The following is an 18,628-nucleotide window of genomic DNA, read 5'->3' on the forward strand; positions in this document are numbered from 1 at the left end:
GACGACGGAAGGCCGTCACGGGTCGTGCGCTCAGCCCGGCGGCTGGCCGAACACGTGGCGGCGGACCCACGCGTGCATGGCCACGGCGGCCGCGGCGGAGGCGTTGATCGAGCGGGTGGAGCCGAACTGGGCGATCGACAGGGTCGCCCCCGCCGCTGCGTGCATCTCGGGGCTGAGCCCGGGGCCCTCCTGTCCGAACACCAGCACGCAGCGCTCCGGCAGGTCGTAGGTCTCCAGCTGCCGGGAGTCCGGGAAGTTGTCGATCCCGATGACCGGCAGCCCCTCGGCCGCGGCCCAGGCCGTGAACTCCTCGACGCTCGCGTGGTGGCGCACGTGCTGGTAGCGGTCGGTGACCATGGCACCGCGCCGGTTCCAGCGCCGCCGCCCCACGATGTGCACCTCCCGGGCCAGGAAGGCGTTGGCGGTGCGCACCACGGAGCCGATGTTGAGGTCGTGCTGCCAGTTCTCCACGGCCACGTGGAAGCCGTGCCGGCGGGTGTCGAGGTCGGCGACGATCGCCTCCATGGTCCAGTACCGGTAGCCGTCCACGACGTTGCGCCGGTCTCCGTGCGCCAGCAGCTCCGGGTCCCACTGCGCGCCCTCGGGCCAGGGGCCCTCCCACGGGCCGACGCCCACCGCGGGCCCGGCCGCGGCGGCCTCGGCAGCGGCCGCCTCGGCAGCGGGGTCAGTCAAGTCCGAGCTCGTCCTTCGTGAAGGCGTAGAGGCAGGGCACGCCCGCCGTCTCCTGGATGCGCTCCTTGGCGCCGGTGCGCCGGTCCACGATGATGGCCACGGCCACCACGTTGGCGCCGGCCCGCTGCAGGGCCTCCACCGCGGTGAGCGCCGAACCTCCTGTCGTGGAGGTGTCCTCGACGACGACGACGTCGCGGCCGGCCACCGGGGGGCCCTCGACCTGGCGGCCCATCCCGTAGCTCTTCTGTGCCTTGCGGACCACGAACGCGTCCACGGCCCGCCCCCGGTCACCGGCGGCGTACATGATCGCGTGCCCCACCGGGTCGGCGCCCATGGTCAGCCCGCCCACGGCGTCGAAGGAGATCCCGGCCTCGTCGAGCATGGCGAGCATCACCTGACCCACGTAGCGGGAGGCCTCGTGGTGCAGGGTCACGCGCCGCAGGTCCACGTAGTAGTCGGCCTCGATGCCGCTGGCCAGGGTGACCTTGCCGCGCACCACGGCGAGGTCGATGATCAGCCGGCGGAGGCGTTCACGGGCGGTGGCGAGGTCCACGGTCGAGAAGTCGGTGGTCATGCGCCCCAGTCTATGGGTCCGTCCACGGGTCCGCGGATCGCGCGGGAGGGCTCAGCGCGGGGCCATCCGCAGGGCGCCGTCCATCCGGACGGTGGTGCCGTTGAGGTAGTCGTTGTCCAGGAAGGAGGCGACCAGCTGCGCGAACTCCTGCGGCCGGCCGAGCCGGCGCGGGAAGGGCACGCCCGCGGCGAGCCCCTGCCGGAACTCCTCGCTGACCGCCGCGAGCATGGGGGTCTCGATCACGCCCGGGGCGATGGTGTTGACCCGGATGCCGGAGCCGGCGAGGTCCCGGGCCGCGGTGATGCCCAGACTGTGCACTCCGCCCTTCGACGCCGCGTAGGCGGCCTGCCCGACCTGGCCCTCGAACGCCGCGACGGAGGCGGTGTTGACGATCAGCCCGCGCTGCCCGTCGTCGTCCACGGGGTCGGTGGCGGCGATCCGCTCGGCGGCGAGCGCGAGGACCGTGAAGGTGCCGAGGAGGTTCACGCGCAGCACGGTCTCGAACAGGTCGAGGTCGTGCACCCCCCGCTTGCCCAGCACCCGGGCCGAGGGCCCGATCCCGGCGCAGTTGACCACGGTGCGCAGCGGCCCGGTGGCGTCCGCGGCGGCCACGGCCTCACGCACGGCGTCGCGGTCGGTGACGTCGGCGGCCACGTAGCGCACGCCGGGGACGTCGGGGGCGGTGTCGACGGCGGCGGGCAGGTCCACGGCCACGACCCGCACGCCGCGCCCGGCGAGCATCGCGGCGGTGGCGGCGCCGAGCCCGGAGGCGGCGCCGGTGACGAGGGCGGAGGTGTCGGTGACGTCCATGGGGGTCCTTTCGCAGGGGGCGGAGGGCTCGGGCGGGATGGCCCGGACGGGGTGGCTGGGACGGGCCGGCTCAGACGAAGGCGGAGACGCCGGTGACGGCGCGGCCCACGATCAGGGCGTTGATCTCGTAGGTGCCCTCGTAGGTGTAGAGGATCTCGACGTCGTTGAACAGCTTGGCCATCTCGTGGTCGGTGACGATCCCGTTGCCGCCGAGGATGTTCCGGCCCAGGGCGGCCGACTCCCGGGCCAGGGACGTGGTGGTGGCCTTGGCCAGGGCGGCGTGCGGCATGTCGAAGCCCCCGTCCTCCTGCAGCCGGGCGATCTGGGCCATCAGGCCCAGGGAGGCGGTGGCGTTGCCGAGGATCCGGGCCAGCGGCTCCTGCACGAGCTGGAACTTCGCCAGCGGCCGGCCGAACTGCCGCCGGTCCAGGGCGTAGGCGCGGGCCACGTCGAAGATCGCCAGCTGCACCCCGGCGCCCTGCCAGCCGACCCAGGCACGGGAGTTGCGCAGCATCTTGTTGGCGGCGGCGAAGCTGCCGGCCCCGGGCAGGGCGTTGGCGGCGGGGACACGGACCTCGTCCAGGACGATGTCGGCGTTCTGCATGATCCGCAGCCCGATCTTGTGCTCGATCTTCGAGGCCGACCAGCCGGGCCGGTCGGTCTCCACGAGGAAGCCCTTGACCTGCCCGTCGGCGGTGTCGCGGGCCCAGACGATCGCGACGTCGGCGATCGTGCCGGCCCCGATCCAGCGCTTGGTCCCGGTGAGCACCCACTCGTCCCCGTCCCGCACGGCCGTGGTGGCCAGGCCCCCGGCGATGTCGGAGCCGTGCTCGGGCTCGGTCAGGGCGAAGGCCCCCAGGGCGCGGAAGCAGCGCAGCTCCGGGAGCCAGCGCGCCTTCTGCTCGGGCGAGCCCAGCGCGTCGATCAGCCCCAGGATGAGCTCGTTGTGGATGCCGACCAGGGCGGACAGGGACACGTCCGCCCGGGCGACCTCGGCGTAGGCCAGCCCCCGGAACAGCCGGCTCGCCCCGGAGAGCTCCAGCTCCCCCAGTCCGCGCTCGGCCAGGGCCGGGAGCAGGTGGGCCGGGAACTCCTCCCGGTTCCAGTACGGCGTGACCGCGGGGCGGACCTGCTCCTGGAGGAAGGCGTGCAGGTCGGCCAGCCGGGTGCGCTCGGCGGGCGGCAGGAGGGCGGCGAAGGAGAAGAGGTCGGCGTCCGGGAAGGGGATGCCGGCGACGTGCTCCACGGACGGGGATTCCCCGCGCAGGACCGGAGTCATGGGATGTCCTCTCGTCGGTCCGGGCGGAGTGGTGGCCCGCGGGGACCGGGTCGAACAGTACGGTTGTGAGTAATATCGTACTGTGACTCACCTCACTCCACCAGTTGCGGCGCGCGGGGCCGCGGCCCGCACGCCCCGCCAGCAGCAGCTCTTCGACGAGCTGCTCGGGATCTTCCTGCGCGAGGGCTTCCGCGGGTTCACCATGGACGGCGCCGCGGCACGGCTGCACTGCTCCAAGGCCACGATCTACGCCCTGGCCGGCAGCCGGGACGAGCTGGTGCGGGCGGTGCTCGTGACGTTCTTCAAACAGGTCAGCCGGGGCACCGAGGAGGCCCTGCGCGGCCCGGGCGGGGCGGGGCAGCGGCTGAGCGCCTACCTGGAGGCGATGGCCGAGCAGCTGCGGCCGGCCTCGGCCCGGTTCCTGCAGGACGTGGCCGGCTCCCCCGTGGCCTCGGAGGTCTACGAGCGCAACACGCGGATCGCCTCGGCCAAGCTCGCCGAGCTCGTGGCCGAGGGCGTGGCCGGCGGCGAGTTCCGCCCGGTGCCCACCGAGTTCATCGCGGAGGTCATCTCCTCCGCCATGGACCGGATCCAGCAGCGCACCGGCCTGGGCGGGGTGGAGGGCCCCGGCGCCTACCGGGAGCTGGGCCTGCTGATCGTGGGCGGCATCCGGGCGGACCCGACCGGGGAGAGCCGGACCGAGAAGCGCCGGCCCGGGGAGGGCTGAGCCGGGGTGCGCCGGTCCGGGCGGCCGGGGACCGCCTCAGGACGCGCCGGCGACCCGCCCGTGCTCGAGGCGCACCTCGGCGTCGGCGAGGGCCTCGACGTCGGCGGGGTCGTGCGTGACGACCACGGCCATGCGCCCGGCGAGCACCCGCCGCAGGAGCTCGCGCAGGGCCGGGGCGGCGGTGCTGTCGAGGGAGGCGAAGGGCTCGTCGAGCAGCAGCAGCCGCGGGTCGGCGGCCAGCGCGCGGGCCACGGCCACGCGCTGGGCCTGCCCCCCGGACAGCGCCGCGGGGCGGCGGTGCGCCAGCGGGGCGGCCCCCACGGCCTCGAGCCACTGCACGGCCGCGGCCCGGGCCCGGCGCCGCCCCGCCCCTCGGGAGCGGGGCCCGAAGGCGACGTTCTCGAGCACGCTCAGGTGCGGGAACAGCAGCGGGTCCTGGGCGAGCAGGACCACCCCGCGGTCGTGCGCCGGGACCCACGGGCCGCGCCCGGCGGCGTCGAGGTCGAACAGGACCCGCCCGTCCAGGACGGCCCGGCCGGTGTCCGGCACGAGCAGCCCGGCGACGACCGCCAGCAGCGAGGACTTGCCCGCCCCGTTGGGCCCGGTGAGTGCCAGGGTCTGCCCGTCGGCCACCGACACGGTGACGTCCAGGTCCCGGGCGCGCAGCCGCGCAGTGACGTCCAGGCTCATGCCCCGGCCCCCGAGCCGGAGCCGGACCCGCTGGAGACCCGCGGCCCCGGGCCCCGGAGCCGGCCGGGGGCGGAGATCCCCACGACGAGCACCGCGACCAGCACGAGCACGAGCGAGAGCGCGATCGCGGCGTCGGGGTCCGTCTCGCGCTGCAGGTAGATCTCGAGCGGCAGGGTGCGGGTGACGCCCTCGAGGCTGCCGGCGAAGGTCAGGGTGGCCCCGAACTCGCCCAGGCTGCGGGCGAAGGCGAGCACGGCCCCCGAGGCCAGTCCCGGCAGGGCCAGCGGCAGGCTCACCCGGCGCAGCACGGTGCCGGGGCCCGCCCCCAGGGTCGCGGCGACCCGCTCGTAGCGCTCCCCCGCGGTGCGCAGCGCGCCTTCCAGGCTGACGACCAGGAACGGCAGGGACACGAACGTCTGGGCGAGCACCACGGCCGCGGTCGAGAAGGCGATGCTGACCCCGGCGAGCTCCAGGTGGCGGCCGATCAGGCCGTGGCGCCCGAACGTGTACAGCAGGGCCAGACCGCCGACGACGGGCGGCAGGACCAGCGGGAGCAGCACGAGGCCGCGCAGCGCGCGCCGGCCGGGGAACTCGGTGCGGGCCAGCAGCAGCGCCAGGGGCACGCCCAGGAGCACGCACAGCGCCGTGCTCGCCGCGGCCGTGCGCAGGCTCAGCCCCAGGGCGCGCAGCGCCGAGGGCGAGCCGATCAGGCCCAGGAACCCGGCCCAGTCCACCCGGGCGAGCATCCCGAGGACCGGCAGGACCACCACCAGGGCGCCCAGGGCCGCCGGGGCCCACACCCAGCCGGGCACGGTGCTGAAGCCGCGGGGACGGCGCCGGAGCACGGGGCCACGGACCCGCCCGGGGCCGGCCGGCCGGCCGGCGACGGCGGAGGGTCGGGGCTGCGCCACGGCCTCAGGTCCCGGGGGTCTCGACGACGACGTCGGTCGACTTGACGACGGCCGTGGCCACGCGTCCGGGCTCCAGGCCCAGGTTCCGGACGGCCTCGGTGCTCATCAGGGAGACCACGCGGTGCGGGCCGCACTGCAGCTCCACCTGGGACATCACGGTGTCCGAGACGACCTCGGTGACCAGGCCCACGAACCGGTTGCGCGCCGAGCTGGCGACGCGGGCGGGGTCCTCGGGCCGCACGGAGCGCTCCTTGAGCAGGCGGGCCAGCTCCAGTCCGTCCACCACGCTCTGGCCGGCGGCGCTGCGGGTGCTGCTCAGCGTGCCCTGCTCGATCCAGCGCCGGACGGTGTCGTCACTGACGCCGAGGAAGCGGGCCGCGTCGGCGATCCTGATCTCGGTCATGGCGTCATGCTATCCGCATCTGCGGCCGATTCCCCGGGGTCAAGGGCGCAGGTGCGGCACGTCGGGTCCTGGCTGTACCGGCGCGCGGGGCGGGCCCCGAGGTGGGTCCGGGAGCCCGCCCCGGCCGTCCCGGGGAACGGCGCCCGGCCGCGGGCAGCGGAACGCCGGCTCCGGGCGGGAGGCGGAGCTCAGTCGCCGGTGACGACCTGGCGGACGGCCTGGCCGTAGCGCTCGAGCTTGGCGTCGCCGACGCCGGAGATGCCGCGCAGCTCGCCCAGCGTGCTCGGCCGGGCCCGGGCGATCGCGGCGAGGGTCGCGTCGTTGAACACGACGTACGCCGGCACGCCCTGCTCCTTGGCCACGCCGGCGCGCCAGGCCCGCAGCTGCTGGAAGAGCTCCTGCTGGGGCTCGTCGAGGACCGGCCGCGCGGCGCCCGTCCGCGGCGTGCGGACGGTCCTGCCCCGCTCGGGCTCGCGGCGCAGCCGGACCTCCCGCTGCCCGCGCAGCACGTCCCCGGCCGCGGGGGTGATCGCCAGGACGCCGTACTCGCCCTGCACCTGGAGCAGGCCCTGGGCCAGCAGCTGGCGCACCACCCCGCGCCACTCCTGCTCGCCCAGTTCGGTGCCGATGCCGAAGGTGCTGAGCTCGGTGTGGCGCATCCGCACCACCCGCTCGGTCTCCCGGCCGAGCAGGATGTCCACCAGGTGCCCGGCGCCGAACTGCTGGCCCCGCTCCCGGTCCAGCCGCACGATCGTGGACAGGAGCTTCTGCGCCGGGACCGTGCCGTCGAAGGCCTCGGGCGGGCTGAGGCAGGTGTCGCAGTTGCCGCACGGCCCGCTGTCCTCGCCGAAGTAGCGCAGCAGCTGCTGCCGGCGGCACTGCACGGTCTCGCACAGCGCGAGCATCGCGTCCAGGTGGAGGGTCTGGGCGCGCTTGCGCTGCCGGTCCCCCTCGCCGTCCTCGATCATCCGCCGCTGCTGGACGACGTCCTGCAGCCCGTAGGCCAGCCACGCCGTCGACGGCAGCCCGTCGCGCCCGGCGCGGCCGGTCTCCTGGTAGTAGCCCTCCACACTCTTGGGCAGGTCGAGATGGGCGACGAAGCGCACGTCGGGCTTGTCGATGCCCATGCCGAAGGCGATGGTCGCGACCATCACGATCCCGTCCTCGCGCAGGAACCGGGTCTGGTGCTGGGCGCGCAGCTCGGCGGGCAGGCCGGCGTGGTACGGCAGCGCGGGCACGCCCTGGGCGGCCAGCCACTCGGCCGTGCGCTCCACCGAGGCGCGGGACAGGCAGTAGACGATGCCGGCCTCGCCGCTGTGCTCGGTCCGGATGAGCTGCAGCAGCTGGCGGCGGGCGTCCTTCTTGGGCCCCACGCGGTACTGGATGTTGGGCCGGTCGAAGCTGGAGACGAAGACGCGGGCGCCGTCCAGGCGGAGGTTGCGGACGATCTCCTCGCGCGTCTCCGCGGTGGCGGTCGCGGTGAGGGCGATGCGCGGGACCCGGGGCCAGCGGTCGTGCAGGAGGGTCAGCCCGAGGTAGTCGGGGCGGAAGTCGTGCCCCCACTGGGCCACGCAGTGCGCCTCGTCGACGGCGAAGAGCGCGATCCGGGCGCGGTCGAGCAGGTCGGCGGCCACGGGGAGGCGTTCGGGGGCGAGGTAGAGCAGGTCGAGCTCGCCGGCCAGCAGGCGGACCTCGACGGCCCGGCGCTCCTCGACCGTCTGGGTGGAGTTCAGGTACGCGGCGCGCACCCCGAGCTGCTCGAGGGCGTCGACCTGGTCGTGCATGAGCGCGATGAGCGGACTGACGACCACTCCGGTGCCCTCCCGGACGAGCGCGGGGATCTGGTAGCACAGGCTCTTGCCGCCGCCGGTGGGCATGAGCACCAGCGCGTCGTCACCCCGGACGAGGGTCTCGATGATCTCGGCCTGCTGCCCGCGGAAGGCGTCGTAGCCCCAGACCCGGGTGAGCACCTCGAGAGCCGCCGACGGCGCCGCACGCACCGCGTCGGCCGCCGCGGGGTCGTGCGGGGCCTGCCCGCTCGGGGCGTCCGGCGCCGGCCCGGTCCCGCCGGGCTCCGGCCCGCTCCACATCTCAGCCACCCGGCCAGGGTAGCCGGTGCGGGCCCGGGAGCGTCACGGCCTGTGGGGGGCGCGCGGGGCGCGGCCCGGGGGCTGGCGCGGGACAGGTGCGGACGGGCGGGGGGTGCGCAGCGGGGCGGTCGCGGGGCGGTCGGCCGTGACGGTCAGGGGCGCGCCGTCGATCCGCAGCGCCACCTCGCCGGCGGCGCCGTCCGGCAGCCGAACGGTCGTGCCCGAGCGGGTGATCTCCACGGCGAGCCGGTGGCCGCGCCAGCGGAGGCGGAAGGCGATCCGGTGCAGGTCGTCCGGCAGGCGGGGGGCCAGGCGCAGCTCGCCGCCGGCCGTGTCCAGGCCCCCGAACCCGCAGACCACGGCGAGCCACGACCCGGCGGCGGAGGCCAGGTGCAGTCCCTCGTCGGCGTCCTGCTGGATGTCGCGCAGGTCCACCAGGGCGGACTCGCGCAGGTACTGGTAGGCGAGGTCCAGGTGGCCCACGCGGGCGGAGACCACCGCCTGGACGCAGGCGGAGAGGGAGGAGTCGCGGACGGTGCGCTGCTCGTAGTAGTCCAGGTCCCGGGCGGCCTGCTCGGGGGTGAACTCCTCGGCGCACCACCACAGCGCCAGGACCAGGTCCGCCTGCTTGACGACCTGGCGGCGGTAGATCTTCGCGTAGTGGAAGTGCTCCTCCACGGGGTATCCGTCCTGCTTGGCCTCGAAGTCCCACTCGCGGTAGGTCGTGAACCCCTCGTTGGAGGGGTGGACCCCGCACACCGCGTCGTAGGGCAGGTGGATCGCCTCCGCCACGGCCCGCCAGCGCTCGAGCTCCTCCGCCGTCACGGAGAGCCGCCCCACGTGCTCGGGGTGCGCCTCGCACGCGTCGGCGGCCGCCCGGAGGTTGCGCCGGGCCATGAGGTTGGTGAAGACGTTGTCGTCGACCACCCCGGTGTACTCGTCCGGGCCGGTCATCCCGCGGTAGTGGACGACGCCCTCGTGGTCCTCGTGCGCCATGGCCGCCCAGGCGCGCGCCGTCTCCACGAGGACGTCGACGCCGCCGACCGTGGTGAGGTCCTCGCCGGTGACGTCGGCGTACCAGCCGAAGGCCCGGGCGATGCCGGCGTTGACGTGCATGGCGGCGGTGCTGGCCGGCCAGTACGCCGAGGTCTCGTGCCCGTCGATGGTGCGCCAGGGGAAGGAGGCGCCGGCCAGGTCCAGCACCTGCGCCCGCTCCCGCGCCCGCTCCAGGGTGGAGGAGCGCCAGCGCAGCAGCCGGGCGGCGTCGAGCGGGCGCAGCAGGGCCAGCGCCGGCAGCACGAAGCCCTCGATGTCCCAGAAGGTGTGCCCGCTGTAGCCCCCGCCGGTGAGGCCCTTCGCGCCGACGGGGGCGCCGTTGACGCAGGCGGAGGCCTGCAGGAGCTGGAACAGGTCGAAGCGGACCGCCAGCTGCAGCTCCGGGTCGCTGTCCACCTCCACGTCGGCGCCGTCCCAGAACTCGTCCAGCTCGGCCCGCTGGGCGGTGAGCAGCCCGTCCCAGCCCCGGTGCCGGGCACCGTCCAGCGCGGCGAGCGCCCGCTCCTGCAGGTCCACGGAGGGGTCGTCCGTGGACATGACGTGGCAGAGGTACTTGACGAACCCGACGCGCTCCCCGGGGCGGAGGTCCGCCACGAGCGTGGTGACGACCTGGTCGTCGTCGCCCCGGGTGCTGACGGCCCCGCCGTCCGGCAGCTCCACGGCGTGGTCCACGGCGGCGGCCACGCCGATCCGGCTGCCGTGGGTGCGGTGCACCAGGACCCCGCCCGTGGCGTGGCGGCGGCTGAGCCGGGCCCGGAAGGGCCGCTCCAGGACCTCGGCCACCCGCGGGTCGGAGTTGTGGACCTTGGGCGGGGTGCCGTTGACCACCAGGTCCGAGCGCACCACGACCTGGACCGCGCGGTCCACGGCCTCGACCTCGTAGCGGACGGCCGAGACCGAGCGCTGGACCAGCGAGACCAGGCGCGTGGAGGTCAGGCGCATCCGGGCGCCGCGGGGGGTGCGCCACTCGGTCTCCCGGCGCAGCGTGCCCTCGCGCAGGTCCAGCACGCGGTCGTGCTCCTCCGGCGGGGTCTCCCGGACGTCGAGCGGCACGCCGTCGACCTGCAGGCGCACGGTGCTGCCGTCGGCCACGCCGATGATGGCCTGCCCGTGCTCGGGGTGCCCGTAGCCGCCCTCGGGGTAGGACAGCGGGTGGTACTCGTAGACCCCCGACATGAAGGTGCCCCGGGAGGAGCTGGGCTGGGCCTCGTCCAGGGTGCCCCGCACCCCGACGCACCCGTTGGCCAGGGCGAAGAGGGACTCCAGGGCGCCGCGCGCGCCGGGGTCGAGGGCGGACTCGCGGACCTGCCAGGCGGACGCGTCGATCGGCGGTGTGGGCATGGGACCACGGTAGCGCTCCCCGGCGAGCCGCGGCCCCGGGTGCGGCGCCGCGGCTCAGCGGTGGGTGAACCGCGGCTCGCGCTTCTCGGCGAACGCGGCCATGCCCTCCTTCTGGTCCTCCGTGGCGAACAGCGCGTGGAAGAGCCGGCGCTCGAACTGCACACCCTGCGCCAGCGTCGTCTCGAACGCGGCGTTGACGGCCTCCTTGGCGGCCAGCACCGAGGGCAGGGACTTCGCGGCGACGGTCTCCGCGACGCCCAGCGCCTCCTGGAGCAGGTCCGCGGCGGGCACCACCCGGGAGACGAGCCCGGTGCGCTCGGCCTCCTCGGCGTCGATCATCCGGCCGGTGAGGACCATGTCCATGGCCTTGGCCTTGCCCACGGCGCGGGCCAGCCGCTGCGACCCGCCCATCCCGGGGATCACCCCGAGGTTGATCTCGGGCTGGCCGAAGCGGGCCGTGTCCGCGGCGAGCAGGATGTCGCACATCATCGCCAGCTCGCACCCGCCGCCCAGGGCGTAGCCCGCCACGGCGCCGATCACGGGGGTGCGCACCCGGGTGAAGGCCTCCCAGCCCGCGAACCAGTCCGCGAGGTACATCTCCGGGGCGCCGCGCCCGGCCATCTCCTTGATGTCGGCGCCCGCGGCGAAGGCCTTCTCCGAGCCGGTCAGCACGATCGCCCCGATCCCGGGGTCGGCGTCCAGCGCGGCGGACGCGGCCACGACCTCGCGCAGGGTCGCCTCGTCCAGGGCGTTGAGGGCCTTCGGCCGGTTGAGGGTGATGATCCCGACCCGGCCGCGGGTCTCGACGAGGATGTTCCGGTGGGTCTCGCGGGGGTCGGTGCCGTGCTGCTCGCTCATGCTGATCTCCTGGGTCGGTGTGCTGGTCCGGTGCGGTGTGCTCGCCGGGCTCGGTGCTGGTCGGGGCTGGGAAGTGATCGGGGCCGGGTGCCGGCGGGTCCGGGAGGCGGCGGTCCGCCTGTCCTCGGGGCCCGCGGCCGCCGGGGGCTGGCGGGGCCGGTCAGCCCGGCACGTCGAAGCCGTCCTGCCGCAGCTGCTCCCGGCCGGCGGGGCCGGTCACGAAGGCGGTGAACTCGGCGGCCCGGTCCTGGGCCGCGCCGTCCAGGCCCACCACCGTGTAGGTGTTCGCGGAGGCCGCGGCCCCGGGGAGGGGGACGCCGTCCAGCTCGTCCTCGTGGGCGGCCACGTCGGTGACGTAGACCAGTCCCGCGTCGGCCTGGCCGGAGCGGACCTTGCCCAGGACGTCGGTCACGGAGTTCTCCTCGCTCACCGGCCGCAGGGCGACCCCGGCGCGCTCCTCGAGCGCACGGGCGGCCCGGCCGCAGGGGACCTGCTCGGCGCACACCACGGTGGCCAGGTCCGCCCGCCGGAGGTCGGCCGGCGAGCGCACCCCGTGCGGGTTGCCCTCGGCCACGGCGATCGTCAGGCGGTTGCTCGCCAGCTCCACCGGCTCGGCCACGGCCCGCCCCGAGGCGACGACCCGCTGCATGGTGGGCTCGTCCGCGGCGACGAACACGTCGGCGGGGGCGCCCTCGGCGATCTGGACGGCGAGGTCGGCGGAGCCGGCGAAGTTCAGGGCCACGTCCACGCCCGGGTGCTGCTCCTCGAACGCCGCGGCCAGCTCGGTGAACGCCCCGGTGAGCGAGGAGGCCGCGTAGACGTCGACGCGCTCCTGCGCGCTCGAGGCCCCGCACCCGGACAGCACCGCCCCGGCCAGCAGGGCGCCTGGCAGCAGAGCGCTCGCGGCGGCGGCCCGGTGGGCGCGCCCGCGCGCCCGGGCCGGGGTCCTGGAGCGGTGCAGGGGCATGGCCCGCATCCTACGCGGCCCCTCCCCCGGGTGTCCGTGCGGTGCCGTCAGAGCCCAGCACTAGCATGGGTGCATGCGGAAACTCCAGGCAGCAATCATCGACGAGATGGGCGTGAAGCCCGAGATCGACCCCCAGCAGGAGATCGAGGCGCGCGTCCGGTTCCTCTGCGACTACCTCCGGGCCAGCCGCAGCCAGGGCTTCGTGCTCGGGATCAGCGGCGGCCTCGACTCCACCCTGGCGGGCCGGCTGGCCCAGCTGGCCGCCGAGAGGCTGCGCGCCGAGGGCGGCGAGGCCCAGTTCGTGGCGGTGCGCCTGCCGTACCGGGTCCAGCACGACGAGGACGACGCCCAGGCCGCCCTGCGCTTCATCGCCGCCGACCGCACCATCACCTACGACATCGCCCCGGCGGTGGACGGCTTCGAGCACGGCTTCGAGGGCGCCACGGACCGGAGGATCTCGGACTTCAACAAGGGCAACATCAAGGCCCGCGTGCGGATGATCGCCCAGTACGCGATCGCCGGGGAGCACCACTGCCTGGTGATCGGCACCGACCACGGCGCCGAGTCCGTGACCGGGTTCTTCACCAAGTACGGCGACGGCGGGGCGGACCTGCTGCCCCTGTTCGGGCTGAACAAGCGGCAGAACCGGCTCCTCGCCAAGACCCTCGGCGCCGAGGAGCGGCTGTGGGCGAAGGCGCCCACCGCCGACCTGCTCGACGACGCCCCCGGCCAGACGGACGAGGCCGAGCTCGGGCTGTCCTACGACGACATCGACGACTACCTGGAGGGCCGCGACGTGGACGACGCCGTGGCCGAGAAGATCGAGCACCGCTGGCTCACGACCCGGCACAAGCGCACCACGCCGGCCACGATCCTCGACGACTGGTGGCGGGACTGACGCCGGGGGCACCCGCAGCGCGACGGAGCCGCGCACCCCGATCGGGGTGCGCGGCTCCGTCGTCGGGCCCGCTCAGCGGGTGGCCCAGGTCCGCCCGGCGGCGTAGTGGACGGTGTAGCCCTTGGAGAAGCGCTGGCGCACCTCGGCGCCGTAGCGGTACTCGTCGGTGACGGGGAACCCGTAGCCGCGCTCGGAGCCGGCGGCCTTCCAGGCCCGGCCGATCGCCCCGTACAGCTTGATCGCGCGGGAGCCCGTGCCGGCGCTCCACATCACCTGGGTGGAGCGCCCGTCGCGGCGGAAGACCTGGTAGGCGCCCCCGCTGACGGGGCGTTCGTCCGTGCTCGGCAGACCGTAGTTGTGCTCCCGGCCGGCTCCGATCCACTTCTGCCCGATCGAGCCGTAGTTCTTCACCGCCATCGCCCCGTAGCCGGGGGCCCAGTAGATGGTGGTGGTGCGGCCGCTCCTGCGGAACTGCTGGTACACCCCGCCGTCCACCAGGCCGCCGCGCTCGTTCATCGTGGGTTCCCCCAGCACGGCGGACCCGCCCAGGCGCTGGTACTTGGTGGCGATCGCGCCGCGGACGGCGTAGGCCGGGGCGGTCACCGGGGGCACGAATCCCTGGGCCGGGGTCGCGAAGGTCCCGGGCACGGCCTGCCCGGCCGGATAGGCGTAGTAGTAGACGGTCAGATAGGTCTCCCAGCCGGGGCCGTCCGAGCCCGACGTGGCCACGTGGCTGACACCGATGCCGAGGTGGGTCAGGTCCCGGGCGAACTGGTCGGTCCCGTTGCGGGGAAAGAAGTCCAGCAGGTAGTGGGTGAGCGCCTCGACCGCGTCGGTGCCCGCGAAGGCGCCGGTGAACACGCCCTTCCCGTAGTACTGGTCCATCCGGACGCCGCCGGCCGGGGCGCCCGCCCAGGGGTCCGGATTGCGCGACTCCTTGCGGGCGCCGGCCATGGTCTCGGCCCACTGCTGGGCGTTGCGGGACAGGGCCGTGTTGTAGACCAGGGGGGCACGGTTCGCCTGGCGCCGGTGGTCGTTGACGATCTTGAAGGCCTCGGTCACGTGCTCCACCGTGGTGGGGTGCACGCCCGCGGAGGCCGCTCCGGCCAGGCCGCCGCCGGCGGAGGGGTCCACCGGCGCCGGCGGGACGGCCGGGGCCGGCTCGGTGGCCGAGCCGCCCTCCAGCTGCACGGCCGGTGCGCCGGCGGCGTGGGCCGGCTCCGGCGGGACGGCGGGAGGATGCGGTGCGGCGAGCGCGGCCGGCAGCCCGCCGAGGAGCAGCGCGGCGGCAGTGGTCACGGTGAGCACGGTCCGTGCGAGGTTCATGGGGTCTCTCCCTGCTGGGGGCGGCTCCGCCGGGGGCGCGGGCCAGCAGGAAATTAGCATCTGCAACCACACGCGGTCGAGACCCCGGGGACGCCCCACGTCATCCGGCGCGGCGGCACGGCGCCGGAGCACGCCGGGGACGACCGCCGGGCACGCCCCGGTGCCGCGCCCGGGTGCGCGGGCGCTGCCGTCCGGGCCACCCGGTAACGTGGGGCCCATGAAGATCGCCACCTGGAACGTGAACTCCGTCCGCGCCCGCGCCGACCGCGTGGAGGCCTGGCTGCAGCGCTCCGACGTGGACGTCCTGGCCATCCAGGAGACCAAGGCCAAGGACGAGAACTTCCCGTGGGAGCTCTTCGAGTTCATGGGCTACGACGTCGCCCACTTCGGCCTGAGCCAGTGGAACGGCGTGGCGATCGCCTCGCGGGTGGGCCTCGACGACGTCGAGCGCACCTTCCCGGACCAGCCGGCCTTCGGCAAGCCCGGCGAGGACCCGGTGCAGGAGGCGCGCGCGATCGGCGCCACGTGCAACGGGGTCCGCGTCTGGTCCCTCTACGTCCCCAACGGCCGCGGCCTGGACGACCCCCACATGCCGTACAAGCTGGAGTGGCTGCGCGTGCTCAAGGACCACGCCCGGCAGTGGGTCGAGGAGGACCCTCAGGCCCAGGTCGCCCTCGTGGGCGACTGGAACGTCGCCCCGCTGGACGAGGACGTGTGGGACATGCAGTTCTTCCTGGACAACGGCCTCACCCACGTCAGCGAGCCCGAGCGCGCCGCCTTCCGCGCCTTCCTCGAGGAGGCCGGCTACCAGGACGTGGTCCGCCCCCGGCTGCCCGGCCCGGGCGTCTACACCTACTGGGACTACAAGGGCCTGCGCTTCCCGAAGAAGGAGGGCATGCGCATCGACTTCCAGCTCTACTCCCCGGCCCTGGCCGACCGGGTCACCGACGCGGTGATCGACCGCGAGGAGCGCAAGGGCAAGGGCGCCTCGGACCACGCCCCCGTCGTCGTCGAGATCGCCTGAGCCGCCGTGGCCCAGCTGCTGCAGGTCGGCCGGACGTTCCGCTCGGCCACGGGAGTCCCCCACCAGTTCGCCCTCCGCGTCTACGTGCCCGCGGAGGAGCTCGACGCCGTGTACGCGCCGCTGCTGCCCCGGGCGCTGCCGCCCGAGGAGGCCGGGGTGAACGAGCTCACCGAGCAGCTCGCCCGCCTGGCCGAGCCGGGCGAGGAGCCGCTGCCGCCGGCGGTGGAGCCCCTGTGGACCCTGCCGTTCTCGGCGGCACCCCGGGGCCGGGACATGCTCGCCGCCGGCGTCGGGGACTTCCCCGTGTACCACCCCCCGCAGCGGCTGCGGCGCTCGCTGCGTCTCGTCGCGCTCGCCGAGGAGGAGGGCGGCCAGCCCCTGCCCAACCTGCTCATTCCCGAGGACGTGGTCCGGGCCGCCGGCGAGCAGGTCACCCGGGAGCACTTCGTGCCCGTCCACGCCCGCCAGTCGGCGTTCACGGTGCCCATGGCGTGGTTCGCCCTCTTCACCCCGGAGGACCACACCGAGAGCTTCCACCACGGCAACCGCGTCCACCGGTGCGCCGTGCCGGTCGACACCGCGACCCTGCGGGTGGCGCACGCGGCGCAGGTGGTCGAGGACGCCGGCGGCGAGGACCTCGAGGAGCTCGCCGACGACCTCACGCACCTCGGCCGGTGGCTCGGCGCGTTCTCCGCCAACTCGCTGGTGGTCCTGCACTACGGGGCGCTCGCGGACCCGTTCCAGCCGGACGAGAGCCCGCAGGACTTCGAGGACGCCGTGGAGCTGCTGGCGTCCCGGGACGCCAACGGCGCCGCCGTGGCCTTCCGCCGGCTCATGCACCGCTGGCTGCCCCTGGCCCACCTGGAGAGCGCCAGCTGAGCCCCACGGCGGGGACCACCCGTCCGGGGCCCGGCGGTTCCCGTGGTAGAACTGCCCGGTGAACCCGCCCACCCCGCCCCCGGACCGCTTCCCCGCCCCTGCCCGCGTCCCGCGGTGGCTGGTGGTGGCCGCGGTCGTGCTGGTCGCGGTGAATCTCCGTCCCGGCGCCACGTCCGTGGGCCCGGTCCTGGCCGAGATCCAGCAGGGCCTCGGGCTGAGCCCCACGATGGCCGGGGTGCTCACCGCCCTGCCCGGTCTCACCTTCGCGGTGGCCGGGGCGGGGGCGGCCGCGCTGTCCCGCCGGACGGGGATCAGCGGCGCCGTCACCGCCGGCCTCGCCCTGGTCGCCGCCGGGCTGCTGGGGCGGGCGGTCACCGGCTCGGTGCCGGTGTTCCTGGCCCTGACGGTCCTGGGCTTCGCCGGCATGGCCGTGGGCAACATCCTGGTGCCGGCCTTCATCAAGCGCCACGGCGGCCGGCGCACCGCCGCGCTGAACTCCGTGTACACGACCGGCCTGGCCGTGGGCGCCACCCTGCCCCTGCTGGCGGCGGGGCCGCTGACCGCCCGGGGCCCCGAGGGCTGGCGGGCCGCCCTCGGCCTGTGGGGCCTGATGGCCCTGGTGGCGCTGCTCCCCTGGCTGCTGGTGACCGCCCGGGACCGGCGCGAGGCGGCCACGGCACCGTCCCGGGCGCTGCCCGGGGGGCCGGGGGCGGCGATCGCCCGGTCCCGCACCGCCGTGGCCCTGTGCGTGTACTTCGGGATCCAGTCGATGCACGCCTACGTCCAGTTCGGCTGGGTGGCGCAGATCTACCGCGACGGCGGACTGGACCAGGCGCGTGCCGGTCTGCTGATGGCCCTGATCGCCGCGATGGGGATCCCGGGCGGGCTGCTCATGCCCCTGCTCGTGGCCGGCTCCCCGCACCTGCGGCGCTGGATCGCGGGACTGGGGACCTGCATGGTCACCGGCTACCTCGGGCTGATGCTCGCGCCCGCCACGGTCCCCTGGGTCTGGGCCCTGCTGCTGGGGGTCGGGGGCTTCGCCTTCCCCACCGCCCTGGCCCTGCTCACCGCGCGCACCCGGGATCCCCGGATCACCGCACGGCTCTCCGGGTTCATCCAGCCGGTGGGCTATCTGCTGGCCGCGGTCGGCCCCTTCGCCGTGGGCGCCCTGCACGAGGCCACCGGCAGCTGGACGGTCCCCCTGGTCCTGCTGATGGGCACCGGCCTGGTGCTCGTCGCGGCCGGCTGGGTCGCCGCCGCACCGCGCTGGGTCGACGACGAGCTCGCGGGCCCGCCCCGGCCGTAGCGGCAGCCCGGCCGCCGTCGGCCCCGGTGGTGGCCGTCCCCGGGGCCGGGGCCGTAGCGTGGACGGATGAGCACGAGCGGCAGAGCGGGAGCGTGGGTGTTCGGCGCGGCGGTGGCCGCGGCCGTGGCCAGTGCTGTGGGCCTGGGCCTGATCCAGCACTGGGACGGGATGCTGCGCTTCGCGGCGGTGACGGTGGTGCTGCTGCTGACCCGGCGGGCGCGCGTGCCCACCGGCTTCGTGGCGGCCTTCGCGGTGCTGGTGCTCCTGGCGATGTGGGGTTCGGTGCAGCACTGGTACGCGCAGGTCCCGCACTTCGACACGGTCGTCCATGTCCTGACCCCCGGCAGCCTGGCGGCGGTGTCCTACTTCCTGCTGGTGGACGCCCGCCTGCTGCCCGACGCCCGGGAGACCGGACGGCCGGTCCGGGGATGGGCCCCGGTCGTGTGGGTGGGCGTGGTCGGCACCACCGCGGCGGTGCTGTGGGAGTACTACGAGTGGGTGGTCGAGCAGATCAGCCCGCAGGGCATGCTCGTGGGCTACACGGACACGGTCGTGGACCTGCTCGCCGGGATGTGCGGCTCTCTGGTCGCCGGGCTGCTGGTGCTGCGCTGGGCGCGGCGCGCCGGGACCTGATCCCCGCCCGGGCCGGGAGCGTGCGGACAGAGGCCCCCGGGTTCCCAGGGGAATCCGCTCGCCGCCCCGGCGCGGTGCGGCACGAGGTCGTCCCCGCGGCCGTCTCGGCGATCGGCTGAGATGCCGGCGGAGCCTTTGCGCCCGCGGACGTGATGACCCCCGA

General features: G+C 75.2%; 18 protein-coding genes. 6 read left to right on the forward strand and 12 right to left on the reverse strand.

Annotated elements, in window-relative coordinates:
* Positions 1-30: 30 nt before the first annotated feature.
* The 4 genes from AYX06_RS08290 to AYX06_RS08305 all read right to left on the reverse strand — a co-directional run bounded on the left by AYX06_RS08290 (position 31) and on the right by AYX06_RS08305 (position 3,356).
* A complete protein-coding gene (locus AYX06_RS08290) occupies positions 31-693 on the reverse strand; it encodes a TrmH family RNA methyltransferase (RefSeq protein WP_062735370.1) in 663 nt (220 codons plus the stop codon).
* The gene (pyrE, locus tag AYX06_RS08295; RefSeq protein WP_062735371.1) at positions 686-1,267 is read right to left on the reverse strand and encodes an orotate phosphoribosyltransferase; all 582 of its coding nucleotides are present in this window, start codon (positions 1,265-1,267) and stop codon (positions 686-688) included. Before pyrE ends, AYX06_RS08290 begins: the two co-directional genes overlap by 8 nt.
* A gap of 51 nt (positions 1,268-1,318) precedes the next feature.
* Positions 1,319-2,077, reverse strand: coding sequence for an SDR family NAD(P)-dependent oxidoreductase (locus AYX06_RS08300; protein WP_062735372.1), 759 nt, complete (start codon positions 2,075-2,077; stop codon positions 1,319-1,321).
* 70 nt (positions 2,078-2,147) lie between these two features.
* Positions 2,148-3,356, reverse strand: coding sequence for an acyl-CoA dehydrogenase family protein (locus AYX06_RS08305; protein ID WP_062735373.1), 1,209 nt, complete (start codon positions 3,354-3,356; stop codon positions 2,148-2,150).
* Positions 3,357-3,438: 82 nt separating this feature from the next.
* Between AYX06_RS08305 and AYX06_RS08310 the strand changes: the two genes are divergently transcribed.
* The gene (locus AYX06_RS08310) at positions 3,439-4,083 is read left to right on the forward strand and encodes a TetR/AcrR family transcriptional regulator (RefSeq protein WP_062735374.1); all 645 of its coding nucleotides are present in this window, start codon (positions 3,439-3,441) and stop codon (positions 4,081-4,083) included.
* A 36-nt stretch (positions 4,084-4,119) separates the two neighbouring features.
* Here AYX06_RS08310 and AYX06_RS08315 read toward each other — a convergent pair whose 3' ends face one another.
* The 7 genes from AYX06_RS08315 to modA all read right to left on the reverse strand — a co-directional run bounded on the left by AYX06_RS08315 (position 4,120) and on the right by modA (position 12,399).
* The gene (locus AYX06_RS08315; RefSeq protein WP_062735375.1) at positions 4,120-4,773 is read right to left on the reverse strand and encodes an ATP-binding cassette domain-containing protein; all 654 of its coding nucleotides are present in this window, start codon (positions 4,771-4,773) and stop codon (positions 4,120-4,122) included.
* Entirely contained in the window at positions 4,770-5,618 is an 849-nt protein-coding gene (locus AYX06_RS08320; RefSeq protein WP_062736955.1) for an ABC transporter permease, read from the reverse strand. Before AYX06_RS08320 ends, AYX06_RS08315 begins: the two co-directional genes overlap by 4 nt.
* Positions 5,619-5,688: 70 nt before the next feature.
* The gene (locus tag AYX06_RS08325; RefSeq protein ID WP_062735376.1) at positions 5,689-6,087 is read right to left on the reverse strand and encodes a TOBE domain-containing protein; all 399 of its coding nucleotides are present in this window, start codon (positions 6,085-6,087) and stop codon (positions 5,689-5,691) included.
* A 188-nt stretch (positions 6,088-6,275) separates the two neighbouring features.
* Positions 6,276-8,177: a DNA helicase RecQ gene (gene recQ / locus AYX06_RS08330; protein ID WP_232319448.1), complete on the reverse strand. Its 1,902-nt coding sequence runs from the start codon at positions 8,175-8,177 to the stop codon at positions 6,276-6,278.
* 42 nt (positions 8,178-8,219) lie between these two features.
* Entirely contained in the window at positions 8,220-10,574 is a 2,355-nt protein-coding gene (locus AYX06_RS08335) for a glycoside hydrolase family 65 protein (RefSeq protein WP_062735377.1), read from the reverse strand.
* A gap of 54 nt (positions 10,575-10,628) precedes the next feature.
* Positions 10,629-11,432, reverse strand: a complete 804-nt coding sequence (locus tag AYX06_RS08340) for an enoyl-CoA hydratase (protein WP_062735378.1) — start codon at positions 11,430-11,432, stop codon at positions 10,629-10,631.
* 160 nt (positions 11,433-11,592) lie between these two features.
* A complete protein-coding gene (modA, locus tag AYX06_RS08345; RefSeq protein WP_062735379.1) occupies positions 11,593-12,399 on the reverse strand; it encodes a molybdate ABC transporter substrate-binding protein in 807 nt (268 codons plus the stop codon).
* Between the two features lie 73 nt (positions 12,400-12,472).
* Between modA and nadE the strand changes: the two genes are divergently transcribed.
* The gene (gene nadE / locus AYX06_RS08350; protein ID WP_062735380.1) at positions 12,473-13,297 is read left to right on the forward strand and encodes an ammonia-dependent NAD(+) synthetase; all 825 of its coding nucleotides are present in this window, start codon (positions 12,473-12,475) and stop codon (positions 13,295-13,297) included.
* 72 nt (positions 13,298-13,369) lie between these two features.
* On the opposite strand, the gene AYX06_RS08355 is transcribed toward nadE, so the two are convergent.
* On the reverse strand, positions 13,370-14,623 hold the full coding sequence (locus AYX06_RS08355; protein WP_062735381.1) for a CAP domain-containing protein: 1,254 nt from the start codon (positions 14,621-14,623) through the stop codon (positions 13,370-13,372).
* Positions 14,624-14,840: 217 nt separating this feature from the next.
* Between AYX06_RS08355 and AYX06_RS08360 the strand changes: the two genes are divergently transcribed.
* From AYX06_RS08360 to AYX06_RS19730, 4 genes are all read left to right on the forward strand, one after another.
* Positions 14,841-15,647: an exodeoxyribonuclease III gene (locus AYX06_RS08360; RefSeq protein WP_062735382.1), complete on the forward strand. Its 807-nt coding sequence runs from the start codon at positions 14,841-14,843 to the stop codon at positions 15,645-15,647.
* Between the two features lie 6 nt (positions 15,648-15,653).
* Entirely contained in the window at positions 15,654-16,526 is an 873-nt protein-coding gene (locus AYX06_RS08365; RefSeq protein WP_062735383.1) for a hypothetical protein, read from the forward strand.
* A 58-nt stretch (positions 16,527-16,584) separates the two neighbouring features.
* Entirely contained in the window at positions 16,585-17,832 is a 1,248-nt protein-coding gene (locus tag AYX06_RS08370; protein ID WP_062735384.1) for an MFS transporter, read from the forward strand.
* Positions 17,833-17,898: 66 nt separating this feature from the next.
* Positions 17,899-18,465: a hypothetical protein gene (locus AYX06_RS19730; RefSeq protein WP_147017365.1), complete on the forward strand. Its 567-nt coding sequence runs from the start codon at positions 17,899-17,901 to the stop codon at positions 18,463-18,465.
* Positions 18,466-18,628: the final 163 nt, after the last annotated feature.

The organism is Kocuria turfanensis, assembly GCF_001580365.1.
In the GTDB taxonomy this organism is placed as follows: Bacteria; Actinomycetota; Actinomycetes; order Actinomycetales; family Micrococcaceae; genus Kocuria; species Kocuria turfanensis.